The sequence below is a fragment of the uncultured Umboniibacter sp. genome, from assembly GCF_947497555.1.
Taxonomy (GTDB): domain Bacteria; phylum Pseudomonadota; class Gammaproteobacteria; order Pseudomonadales; family DSM-25080; genus Umboniibacter.
This window is the reverse complement of record NZ_CANMGY010000001.1, coordinates 1-12,636: the sequence shown is the minus strand read 5'-3', so window position 1 is coordinate 12,636 and position 12,636 is coordinate 1. Positions and strand designations below refer to the sequence as shown.

The window sequence follows — 12,636 nt, the reverse complement described above, 5'->3', positions numbered from 1 at the left end:
TTTGGGGCTACCTAAAAGGGTAGGTAATGATGAAGCAAGTTGACCTATCAAGTACTGGGAACTTACGCCAAGCTGTGCCAAACTAATTAACAACATAAAAACTACCTAAAAAGGGAATTGACGTAGTTTGAGTGACTTCTATCAACACAACGCGAGTGACCTGGCAGGGCAATACAACACCATGTCCCCAGAACAGGTTCACGCTAGCTGGCAAACCTATTGGCCAGCGCCTAACAGCCACCTTAAGGTGTTGGATGTGGGTGCGGGTACCGGGCGCGATGCTAGATGGCTGGCAAGCTTAGGGGCTGAGGTGTATGCCGCAGAGCCTATTGAGGCCATGCGTAAAATAGGCCAACTGCATACGGCTGCCGAAAACCCGTCTTCTCCCGTTACCTGGCTTAATGATTCCCTTCCTGCCTTAGCAACTAGCCATCAGCTGGGTATCCGCTTTGATCTGATTCTATTGAGTGCCGTGTGGATGCACGTACCCAAGAGTGAACGTCAGCGTGCCTTTCGTAAACTCACTAATCTGCTTGCGCCTAGGGGTAAGTTAGTAATCACTCTTCGCCATGGTGAGTTTAGTGATGGCCGTGTTTCCCATGGGGTGAGTGTGGCGGAACTGGAGCAGTTATCTCGTTATCATGGGCTCTTGGTCACCGCCGTTGCGAGCGATGATGATCAGCAGCAGCGTGAGGGGGTTTGGTGGGAGACGGTGGTGTTGGAGCTGCCGGATGATGGTTCGGGTGATTTGCTCAAGGTTCGTCATGCGTTGGTAAACGACAGTAAATCGGCCACCTACAAACTGGCACTGCTACGATCCTTAGTTCGTATTGCTGAGGCGCATTCGGGCTGTGTGGTAGATAAGTCAGAGGGCAAGGTTGCACTGCCTCTGGGTCTAGTTGCCTTCTACTGGGCGAAGCAGTACAAGAAATTACTCCAGTTCCCAATTCAAAAGCCTACCAACGCGGATAGCGTTGATAGGTGTCACTGGGGTATTCAGCAAGCGACTAACACACAGCGTGGCTTAGGTTTTGTTAAAGAAGCCTGGGAAGAGTTAAGTCACTTACAAGCGGATGATTTACACATAGGAGCGGTATTCCTAGGTAACGAAGCTAAAGCGGTTTCGAAGATGTTGTCCGATAGTGCCACCACCATTAAAGCTATGCCTGTCAAACATCTGTGGCACAAAGAGAAGACCAATTACCTGTTCGAAGTACGCAAACAATCACCTCTAAAGGCGTCCACGTTAGTACTTGATAAAAGCTACTTCGAAAGCTTTGGCGAATTCATTCTGGATGAATCCCTATGGCAGTGCTTCAAGCTATTCGGTAGCTGGATTGAGCCGCTAATCATTAATCAGTGGGTAGCGCTTATGAAGAGCTATCCGCTGAATCAGGAGCGCAAGTTAAGCCATGAGCATTACCTTGCCTCCTTAGCGTGGATTGATGACAACCACGATACCTCCTATGCGCGAAAGCGAGCACAGCAGTTACGCAGCGATGGCTACGAAATCCAGTCCGTTTGGAGTGGCAAGAAACTAGGTGACAGCTATCACATGGACCACTGTGTTCCCTTTGCCCATTGGCCGAGTAATGACCTCTGGAATCTATTACCTTCAAGCGCTAAGGAAAACCTGAATAAGGGCGATAAAGTGCCGAGTCAGGCGACCCTAGCGAAGGCGCGTGAACGCGTTTTAAACTGGTGGAATGATGCCTGGGGCGATGATGCCAATAGGGATACCTTTATGGTTCAGAGCGCTATGGCGTTACCGGGCCTTGGAGCGGATGTGAATAGCTTTGATGAGGTGTATGAGGCGATGACCGTTCAGGTGCGTGGGGTGAAGGATAGGTTGTTGGTGAGGGAGTGGGGTTAGACGATGGCTATTATGTCTGTGCTTGCAGCGAACTATATTAGTACGCTTGCCGATCTGGCTAAGTATCCAGGGAACTATATTGTTGAACAGGGCAACTTTATTGAGAGCTCAGTGCGTATTGAATATGAGGAAGAGCTACTAACTTTCCGTCACTTTCGCTGGAACATCGTAGATGCGTCCGTCTGCGAGCATGTACAGTCTACTGTTCTAGCTAGAGCGAACTGTACCAAGTCAGCCAAGCGCTTCTTTAAAGCCGTTTGTGAGGAAATGGCCGTCGTGAACCACAACTCCATCTTCGCTCAACGAATGGCGCGAATGTATTGCCGTGCAGCCAACCGTTACCAGCCCCTAGTTGCGGAAATCGCGCTAGCAGACGAACTCACAGAGCTTGAGCAGGCGAAGGTAAGTTGTAATGCGGCTATTGCTGCAGCCGCAGGTGATCCGAGCCGAGTGGCGAATAGGCAGCGAGTGTGTGAAGAATATGAGGCGTTGAGAATTGCTGCTGAACAGGAGGCTACTGAATGAAAAACTTCTGGTGGGTCAACCAAAAGCAAACCTATCGTCATGAAGTACCGGGTGAATACATGTGGTCACCCAAACGCCAGAAACACGGCCAAAGAAACCATTCCTACGATTTAATGACCAAAATTAGGCCTGGGGACGTTGTGTTTTCCTTCGCGGACGGTCACATCAAAGCGGTTGGTATTGCACGTACATATTGTTACGAGTTTCCCAAGCCTACTGAATTTGGTGCCGCTGGTGACAATTGGAATAGTGCCGGGTGGCGAATAGATGTGGGCTTTAAAGAGCTAACTCAGTCGTTTAGACCACGCGATTACAACGAGTATGTACAGCCTTTGCTTGCAGAGAAGCACGCTCCACTTAAACCCGACGGAAATGGTAATCAGGCCTACTTATTTAAAATTAGCGAGTCGTTGGCACAATTTCTCGCTACCAAAGCCGGAGCTATGGCGAGCGAGATTATTAATCACGCTAACGAAGTCAATGAACAGGCGGCGCACTATTTTGTACAGCGTGAGCAGCAAGTTTGGGAAGATCACATTGAGACTCAGATAGAACAAAGCGAGAATAATGAAACAACGCGTTTAGCGCTGGTGGCATCGCGCCGGGGACAAGGAAAATACCGCCGTGACCTCAGTAAAATAGAGAAGTCCTGTCGGATAACGCGAGTCGACCGTTTCGAGCACCTGATCGCCAGTCACATCAAGCCTTGGCGAGATGGTGACAATGATGAACGCCTCGATCCCGAGAATGGCTTAATGCTAACGCCCTCAGTGGATCATCTTTTTGACAAGGGCTTCATTAGCTTTGATGAAAACGGGAAAGTGCTTGTAGCAGAAGTAGCACACCATGCATCATTGAAAAAGATGGGAGTGCCGCCAAGCGCTGATTATTCCGTAGGAACATTCACGGCCCAGCAAAATAATTATTTGGATTTTCACCGAGAGTTCATTTTCCTGGGATAGCTATTCGGATATCTGGTAAAACTAGCGGATCATTGGTGTCAGCTGAACTGAATTAGAAGGTAAGAAACGTTCATGGATTTATACAGTATAAATAGCGGTCAACTCGAGCCAATATCCTCAGAACCATTCAAGTTGGAGCAGGAGATACAGCAGCTCGTAGAGAGTAACTTACAGTCTTTATTTGACCTTGAGTTTGTGGCATCGGAGTATTCCATAGGATCATTTCGTTTAGATACGCTCGCCTATGATCCAGCAAACAAATCCTTTGTGATAATTGAGTACAAGAAAGGTAGTAGCTATTCCGTTGTTGATCAGGGGTACTCTTATCTTTCGGTAATGCTTAATAATAAGGCTGAGTTCATTTTGGACTACAACGAACGAATGACTGACTCGCTTAAGAAAAAGGATGTTGATTGGTCCTCAACTCGAGTCATCTTTATCTCCCCCTCATTCAACGCCTACCAGCGTAACAGTGTTAATTTTAAAGATGTTCCCTTCGAACTTTATGAAATCAAACGCTACGAAGGCGGCATTATTGGTTTGGAATCTATCTCCGCAAGTTCCAAAGAAAGCATCAGTAGTCTTTCGCCTATCGGGTCCAAATCAACCATTTCCGAAGTCTCTTCAGAGGTGAAGGTGCATGAGCTGGATGAACATCTCAGTAAACTATCAGCTAGCACCTTACCCTTATGGCAGGCATTGTTAGATCAGATTGAAGAATATGGTGACATCGACTTACATGCGACAGCCAGTTATGTCGCCGTGAAGCGTGGCTCAAAAACCGTTTCATTCGTTCACTTTAGAAAATCATACTTGAATCTGGAGTTCTTGCGAGGGAACTTAAAGAGTGATGGCTCAACCTCGAAGGGATTTTTTAACGCTGACGACCCAAAGCAACTATTAAACGAGCGATCTTGGACTTGGAAGTCTGGAGATAAAGGCAGTGTTTATCAGGTTGATTTTAAAGCCCCAAACCAACTTGAAGACATAATGAATATATTTGATCAAAAATATAAGTCTTTCGATTAGCGAAAGCCAAGTTCCGTTGCAGCAAGCCAAAAATGTCTGCGACGACTAACAGAATAGGAATTTAAAGATGGTAGCCACCGACGAACAACAATACCTAAGCGATCTTGAAAAGAAGCTTTGGAACGCCGCCGATAAGCTGCGCTCAACCCTCGATGCCGCGCAATACAAACACACCGTACTAGGCCTAGTCTTTCTAAAATACGTCTCAGACGCCTTTGATATTCGCAAAGCGCAGCTCGAAGCCCAGCTTAAAGACAGCTCCCACGAATACTATCTAGACGCAGAAGACTTTGGTGGCCACAACGACCCAGAATACCTAGCCGAAATTGCCGCCGAACTAGAGGTGCGCGACTACTACCTAGAAACCAATACATTCTGGGTGCCGCATCAAGCACGCTGGAAATTTCTGCAAGATAACAACAAAACCGTAATTGGTGGCGCTGATCTGCCCATTGGCGCTGGCCAAACTATCAAAGTCAGCTCGGTTGGGCACCTAATTGACAATGCACTCGAAGCCATCGAAGCCGACAACCCGAAGCTTAAGGGCGTGTTAAACAAGCAATACACTCGCCTGCAAATAGACCAAGCCAAATTGGGGGAGTTGATCGATCTCATCGCCACCATACCCTTTAACCATGCATCGCTTAACTCAAAAGACATTCTGGGCCATGTATATGAATACATGCTGGGCGAGTTTGCGCTAGCCGAGGGTAAAAAGGGTGGTCAGTTCTATACCCCCAAATCAATCGTAAGCCTAATAGTACAGATGCTAGAACCCTTTAAAGGGCGAGTGTACGACCCAGCCATGGGTAGTGGAGGCTTCTTTGTACAGTCTGAGCACTTTATCAGCGAGCACCAAGGTAAGATTGGCGAGGTAAGTATCTATGGGCAAGAGTACAACCATACTACATGGCAGCTAGCAGCTATGAATATGGCGATTCGAGGCATCGACTTTAACTTTGGTAAAGAGCCCGCCAGTACCTATACCAACGACCAGCATCCCGATCTGCGCGCCGACTTTGTCATGGCGAACCCGCCCTTCAACATGAAAGAGTGGGACGCAGGCGTCAGCGACGACGATCCACGCTGGCAATATGGCCGCCCACCGTCAGGCAACGCCAACTTTGCGTGGCTACAGCACATGCTGCACCACACAGCACCCAATGGCAGCTTAGGTTTGTTGTTGGCGAATGGCTCAATGAGTTCTAACACCAATAACGAAGGCGCAATTCGTCAAAAACTCATCGAAGAAGACTTGGTCGAATGTATGGTCGCCTTACCCGGTCAGTTGTTTACCAATACACAGATACCCGCCTGTATCTGGTTTTTAACAAAAAATAAGGGCGAGCGAGCAAGTGCTGCAGGGCGAAAATTCCGTAATCGCAAGGGCGAGATACTCTTTATCGACGCTCGTAACCTCGGTTACATGAAAGACCGTGTGCTACGCGACTTCACTCCAGATGACTTAAACCAAGTCACCGAAACTTTTCATAACTGGCAAACAGGCGGCTCTGATGAAAAACCATACGAAGACGTTGCGGGATTCTGTAAGAGTGCTGAATTAGAACAGCTGCAAAAGCACGACTACGTGCTCACCCCGGGCCGTTATGTAGGCGCAGCCGCCGAAGAAGACGATGGCGAGCCCTTTGCTGAGAAGATGGCACGGTTAACCAACCAGCTAAAGACTCAGTTTGAAGAATCGGATCGTTTAGAAACCGAGATTAAAAAGAACTTGGCGGGGTTGGGTTTCGATGTCTGATATTAAAATAACTGACATAGTTGACTTTAATCCCAAACGGGTCGTTAAAAAAGGTGAAATTGCACCATTTGTTGACATGGCTGCGCTGCCAGTTGATAGCCGGGATATTAGCGAAATAGGTGAGCGAGAGTTTAAGGGGAGTGGCTCAAAATTTGTAAATGGAGATACACTTTTTGCAAGAATAACTCCATGTCTAGAAAATGGGAAAACAGCAAAAGTATCTGGTTTGCCAGAAGGTGTGGCTGCAAGTGGCTCTACTGAATTCATAGTGATGGCAGCTAAAGAACCAGATTATGATGAAGATTATGTCTACTACTTGGCACGCCTACCGGAGTTCAGAAGTTATGCTCAAGCACGAATGGAAGGAACGTCTGGGCGGCAGAGGGTTCCTTGGCAGTCTCTTGTTGAATTCGAGTATAGTTTTCCTGATAAAGAGAAAAGAAAAGAAATTGGTGCGTTCTTAAAAAAGATAGACGACAAAATCGAGCTCAACCGCCAAACCAACCAAACCCTCGAACACATCGCCCAAGCCATCTTTAAAAGCTGGTTTGTCGATTTCGAGCCCACCCGCGCCAAAATCGCCGCCAAACAAGCGGGCCAAGACCCCGAGCGCGCTGCAATGGCTGCCATCAGCGGCAAGTCACTCGCCGAACTAGATCAACTTAGCCCAGAGCAACAAGAAGAGCTTAAAGCAACCGCTGCGCAGTTTCCTGATGCGTTGGTTGATTCGGAGTTGGGTGAGATACCGGAGGGGTGGGCAGCAAAGCCGTTCGGTGAGCTACTATCTAAAACTATTGGAGGGGACTGGGGTAAAGAAGAGCCCGATGAAAAACATACCGAGAAAGTAAAGATCTTACGTGGTACAGATTTGCCTAATGTTCATGCTGGTTCGGATGACAGAGTCCCAACTCGATATGTTACGGCAAAGAAATTAGCAACAAGAAAGCTGGAAGCAGGTGATATTGTTATTGAGGTCTCGGGAGGTAGTCCAACGCAGCCTACAGGGCGCTCTTTATATTTAACGCAAGAGATTATTAGCAGACTGAATGCTGACTTAGAACCAGCCAGTTTTTGTAGGCTCTTTAGACCAGTAGAGTCTGAAGTAGGGTTAATCCTCGGCCTTCATCTGCAAAAAATTTATGACGAAGGAAAAACTTGGCTCTATCAAAATACGAGTACAGGAATTAGTAACTTCCAGACGAAAGTCTTCTTGGGAAAAGAGCTGGTTGTTGTTCCGTCTGTCGAATTGAACAAACACTTTTATGATTTTGCGATGCCATATCTCCAGAAGATGTCTAGCAACGAGAATAAAACTCTTGTGGAACTACGGGATGCTTTGCTGCCGAAACTACTTTCTGGTGATTTAGCGATTGGTAATGAAGACAAGGAAGTTTTACATGGCTGAAATAAACCAATGGAATGACATCAAAGAAAATTATCATAAAGGCAGTCTACTATTAGGGAACGGTGCAAGTATCGCTGTTAATGATTGTTTTAACTATCAGTCACTATATGACAAGGCTGTTGAACTTGGGTATTTGACAACTGATGTTCAGGCTGTGTTTGATAAGTTTTTTGTTAATGATTTTGAGCATGTCTTGCGCCGTTTATGGCAAGCTAAGTTGGTTAATGAGGCATTAGGAATTCCGAGCGGCGAAGTTGAGAATGCCTATGAAAAAGTCCGAAAAGCTTTGATTTCAACAGTTAGATATACCCATGTTAGCTATGATGATGCGCGCGAGCACTTGGAACACATATTTAAGTTCATGCAGGAGTTTGATTACGTCATTTCTTTAAATTATGACTTGATTGTTTACTGGGCGGCTCAATACGGCAATCGCCACTTGGGAAATTGGTTTAAGGATTGTTTTCTAAATTCAGAGTTCAGGCCTGACTGGCGAACAGTGAAGGCTCCCTATGGCAAAGCAGTTGGATCAACCTTGTATTTTTACCCACATGGAAATCTCGTTTTACGCCGTGAAGGGTTTTCTGGAGAAAGAAAAATTCAAGCAGGTACGGATAGTAATCTTTTAGAGTCGATCTTAGATAAATGGGAAAGAAATAGTTTAGCTCCAGCATTTGTTTGTGAAGGAACGAAGGAAAATAAAAGGGATGCTATATCGAGCTGTAACTATTTTGAGCGCGTTTTCTTTGAAGTATTGCCTTCTCTTGAGGATACATTGGTTATTTATGGTTGGAGTTTTGGAGATCAAGACGAACACATTATCGAACAAGTAGCCAAATCCTCCGTAAAAAAGATTGCCGTAGCAATTTACGGTGATGATCAAGTACTTTGTGGAAATATAGAGATGAAGCTAGAACACTTGACATTAGATGATCTGGTGTTCTTTGATGCCCACAGTGAAGGCTGCTGGAACAACCCCACCAAAGACTATAAAGGAGAAAAAAAGAAGCAAGATAAGGCTATTGCAGATGATGTTCAGCAGCTAGCTGGAGAAAAAACATGATCACCGAAGACCAACTAGAACAACTTTGCCTCGATTGGTTTAAAACCACCGGCTACGACTACATCTGCGGTTACGACATCGCGCCCGACAGCGAAGCGCCAGAACGTGCCGATTACCGCCAAATCGTGTTGCACGATCGGTTGCTTAGTAGCTTGCAGATAATTAACCCTAAAATCCCGTTGGCTACGTTAGAGCAAGTCGCAATCCAGGTTACTAAAGCCGAAACCCCTATTCTTATTAAAAACAACAAAGCTTTTCATCAACTGTTGATCGAAGGTGTAAAGGTTGAGTACAAAGATAAGGGTGAAAGTAAAACGAGCTATGTTCAGCTCATCGACTTTGCCAATACCAGCAACAACCAGTTTCTAGTCGTAAACCAATACACCATTACCGGAAGCAAGGGTAACCGCCGGCCCGATGTGATTGTCTTCATCAATGGCCTACCTATGGCTGTGTTGGAGCTAAAGAACCCTGCCGACAATAACGCAGATATTTGGTCAGCCTACCAGCAGTTGCAAACCTACAAAGATGAAATTAGCGATCTTTTCATCTTTAACCAAGCGCTAGTCATTAGTGATGGGCTTAACGCGCGCGTTGGTTCGTTAACTGCAAATAAAGAAAGATTCGTTCCATGGCGTGTGGTTGATGACGAACATGATAAACCGCAGTTTGAGTACTTTCTAGAAACGTTGGTCAAGGGCTTCTTTAAGCCCTCGTTGTTCTTAGATTACATTCGCCACTTTATCCTTTTCGAGCAAGACGGCGATACGATAATTAAGAAAATTGCTAGCTACCACCAGTTTCATGCAGTGCGCGAAGCGGTCAAAGCAACGGTTATTGCTTCGTCGAACCATGAGGTTAATGAACCCAGAGCAAACTGGGCGAACAACGTCGAACCCGGCTCAGGTAAAGCGGGAGTGGTATGGCATACCCAGGGCTCCGGTAAATCAATATCAATGGTGTGCTATGCAGCAAAGTTGCTCGCGCAGCCTGAAATGAACAACCCAACCATCGTCGTGGTCACGGACCGTAACGATCTAGATGGGCAGCTATATAATACTTTTGGAATGGCAGCTGAGACCCTGAAGCAAACGCCGGTGCAAGCCAGTGATCGTGATGATCTTCGCGATATTCTAGCGTCTAGACAGTCCGGCGGCATTGTCTTCACCACGGTACAAAAATTTGCGTTATTAGCTGAAGAAACGGCTCACCCAGTCCTAAGCGCTCGCCATAACATAGTGGTGGTCAGTGATGAGGCGCATCGCAGTCAGTATGGCGACAAGGCAAAGTTTAATCAGAAAACGGGAAAGTATACGTTCGGTTACTCGAAGCACATGCGAGATGCACTCCCGCAGGCCAGTTTTATTGGTTTTACCGGTACCCCTATCGATTCAGCGGATAAAGATACGCGCGCCGTTTTTGGTGATTATGTCTCTATCTACGATATTCAAGATGCGGTTGAGGATGGAGCCACCGTTCCCATTTACTATGAATCCCGACTCGCGAAACTCGATATTAACGCGGCAGCTATCGAGAGCCTCAACGATGAAGTTGAAGAGGTAATTGAAGATGAAGAGGACGTTGCTGAACGAGAAAAAACGAAGTCTCAATGGGCTGCATTAGAGAAGTTAGTAGGCAGTGAGCCTCGTGTGGCACAGGTAGCGCAGGACCTGGTGGCCCATTTCGAAGCTCGGATTAGCACTATGCCGGGTAAGGCGATGATTGTTGGTATGAGCCGTGAAATCTGTGTTGACCTCTACAATGCAATTACGACTGTCCGCCCAGACTGGGATGATCCTGATCCAACTAAGGGCGCGATTAAGGTTGTGATGACGGGCTCCGCCTCCGATAAGCAGAAGCTTCAGCCACACATTTATAACAAAGACACCAAAAAGCTGTTCGAAAAGCGCTTCAAAGATGTCAATGATCCACTGCAATTAGTTATCGTACGGGATATGTGGCTAACCGGTTTTGATGCGCCTAATTGTCACACGATGTATATCGATAAGCCCATGAAGGGGCATAACCTAATGCAGGCGATCGCCCGTGTTAACCGTGTCTTTAAAGACAAACCCGGCGGCCTAGTAGTTGACTACATCGGTATTGCGAATGAGCTGAAAGCCGCTCTCAAAACCTATACCAGCTCACAGGGGAAGGGAAAGCCTACGATTGATACCGCCGAAGCCTTCGCTATCCTGCTCGAGAATATTGATAAGCTACGCGGTTTAATGCATGGCTGTGATTACAGTGCATACAAGACCAATGCCTTGCATCTGCTGCCAGGGGTAATGAATCATATATTAGGGCTGCAAAACTCCGGATCCGGTGAACTTGATGGTAAGAAACGCTTCCTCGATATTATGGCTAAGATTCGCACCGCCTATACTCTCAGTAGCACCATGGACGAGGCCAAGGCTCTGGGCACTGAGATTGCTTTCTTCGATGCGGTTAAGAACGCGATTACGAAGTTTACCTCTGTAGATAAGCGCCGCACTGACGAAGAGAAGAATTCTGCGCTTAAACAAATTATCGATAACGCCATAGTTGCCGAAGGCGTGGATGACATATTTAGCTTAGTAGGACTCGAAAAGCCGAATGTAGGGCTACTCTCACCTGAGTTCCTTGAAGATGTAGCCAACCTAGAAGAAAAGAACTTAGCAGTCGACCTACTCGAACGGCTATTGCGGGACGAAATTAAAGCCCGTATGAAGACTGATGTGGTATCGGAAAAAAAATATTCTGATCGTATTTTAGAGACTCTACGGAAGTACCATAACCGAGCCATAGAGACCGCACAGGTCATCGAAGAACTTATTCAGATGGCTAAGGACATGGCCGATGACGCTGAGCTTGCAAAGCAGTCAGGACTAAACCCAGATGAGATCGCATTTTATCGCGCATTGATAAAAAATGAGTCAGCGGTAAAAGAGCTCGGCGACAATAACCTCCGCGAATTAGCTAAATATGTTACCGCGCAGCTTAAAAAGAGCACTACGGTTGACTGGCAGGTAAGGGATAGTGTGAGGGCTAAACTACGTAATTTAGTACGGAGAGCACTTCGGAGATGGAAGTACCCACCGGATAGAGCGGATGAGGCTATCGCGTTGTGTTTAAAGCAGGCTGAGGCGTTAAGTGAGAGCTGGACGGTTTAGGAATCTGCGATGTTTTGTTCGGCATACTAGGCAAGTTTTATGGCTTGTTAGGTGTTGATTATCGAGTAGATGGGCTACAGATTTTTCATCTAATTGGCCCTGGTTATGTAGGGCTGAGCTGATTGTGGGGTAGTGCTAATTCAGGGGAAAGGCCAGTTACATGTACGATGATAACCACTCCCAAATTTTACCAAGGTCAATCCAGACTGGTGATTTAATTAAACCAGATTGGAAAGCAGCGAAGAAAGCCAATATAGCTGTAAGTATGAGCATCCAAGAGTTTGCAGACTTAGCGTACTTTGCTCTCGCTGTCTCAATTTGGTACTGCTCTAAGGTAGCAATAGCTTTACCAGTAATTATAAAGTCAAAGCTACCACCGTGATTTTCCAACTCTCCAGATGAAACGAAAGAAGATAAATACAAATCCATCTTTTTTCGAAGCTCTGTTTTCTGTGGATGTAAATACCACCTAATTGAATACATGTAACTCATTAGATCAAGAGATGAAAATGATTTATGAGGTTCTTCTGATTGTTTAGCAATAATACTTTCTAAAACCTTCATTCTCCTTGGAAGTTGCAAGGCTTTCTTGTTGAAGAAGTATTGTGGAACAGAATGTTTTGCTAAAGCATAAATTGATTGCAGCTTATAAAAACAAGTCCACTCATGAAGGATATAATCCCAAACACCATTATATGTATGTGTTACTAACCCATGATAATGCTCAATTCGTATGATAAGGCCTGAGAACTCTAGACACTTTTTATGGTAAATTAAGAACCATAGAAGTGTGATAAGGCCTGAGTTTTCTAGACACCTTCTAGGCGCTTAAAATAATCGGTTTCGAAAGCCTTCGGCGACATCCGAT

At 46.0% G+C, this 12,636-nt stretch carries 9 protein-coding genes; 8 read left to right on the top strand and 1 reads right to left on the bottom strand.

Translation table 11 applies throughout. From position 1 onward, the window contains the following. Positions 1 to 127: 127 nt before the first annotated feature. The 8 genes from Q0698_RS00045 to Q0698_RS00010 all read left to right on the top strand — a co-directional run bounded on the left by Q0698_RS00045 (position 128) and on the right by Q0698_RS00010 (position 11,768). Entirely contained in the window at positions 128 to 1,873 is a 1,746-nt protein-coding gene (locus Q0698_RS00045) for a methyltransferase domain-containing protein (RefSeq protein WP_298632518.1), read from the top strand. Between the two features lie 3 nt (positions 1,874 to 1,876). Next, complete coding sequence (locus tag Q0698_RS00040; RefSeq protein WP_298632515.1) at positions 1,877 to 2,398, top strand: hypothetical protein; 522 nt, start codon at positions 1,877 to 1,879, stop codon at positions 2,396 to 2,398. Further along, positions 2,395 to 3,360, top strand: a complete 966-nt coding sequence (locus tag Q0698_RS00035; protein ID WP_298632514.1) for an HNH endonuclease signature motif containing protein — start codon at positions 2,395 to 2,397, stop codon at positions 3,358 to 3,360. The genes Q0698_RS00040 and Q0698_RS00035 overlap by 4 nt, the downstream gene beginning before the upstream one ends. 72 nt (positions 3,361 to 3,432) lie before the next feature. Next, positions 3,433 to 4,389, top strand: coding sequence for a DUF5655 domain-containing protein (locus tag Q0698_RS00030; protein WP_298632513.1), 957 nt, complete (start codon positions 3,433 to 3,435; stop codon positions 4,387 to 4,389). Between the two features lie 67 nt (positions 4,390 to 4,456). Beyond that, entirely contained in the window at positions 4,457 to 6,148 is a 1,692-nt protein-coding gene (locus tag Q0698_RS00025) for a class I SAM-dependent DNA methyltransferase (RefSeq protein ID WP_298632512.1), read from the top strand. After that, on the top strand, positions 6,141 to 7,553 hold the full coding sequence (locus Q0698_RS00020) for a restriction endonuclease subunit S (RefSeq protein WP_298632510.1): 1,413 nt from the start codon (positions 6,141 to 6,143) through the stop codon (positions 7,551 to 7,553). The genes Q0698_RS00025 and Q0698_RS00020 overlap by 8 nt, the downstream gene beginning before the upstream one ends. Continuing rightward, positions 7,546 to 8,616: a DUF4917 family protein gene (locus Q0698_RS00015; RefSeq protein WP_298632508.1), complete on the top strand. Its 1,071-nt coding sequence runs from the start codon at positions 7,546 to 7,548 to the stop codon at positions 8,614 to 8,616. Before Q0698_RS00020 ends, Q0698_RS00015 begins: the two co-directional genes overlap by 8 nt. After that, complete coding sequence (locus tag Q0698_RS00010) at positions 8,613 to 11,768, top strand: type I restriction endonuclease subunit R (protein ID WP_298632506.1); 3,156 nt, start codon at positions 8,613 to 8,615, stop codon at positions 11,766 to 11,768. The genes Q0698_RS00015 and Q0698_RS00010 overlap by 4 nt, the downstream gene beginning before the upstream one ends. Before the next feature lie 156 nt (positions 11,769 to 11,924). Here Q0698_RS00010 and Q0698_RS00005 read toward each other — a convergent pair whose 3' ends face one another. Further along, a complete protein-coding gene (locus tag Q0698_RS00005) occupies positions 11,925 to 12,332 on the bottom strand; it encodes a hypothetical protein (RefSeq protein ID WP_298632504.1) in 408 nt (135 codons plus the stop codon). Positions 12,333 to 12,636: the final 304 nt, after the last annotated feature.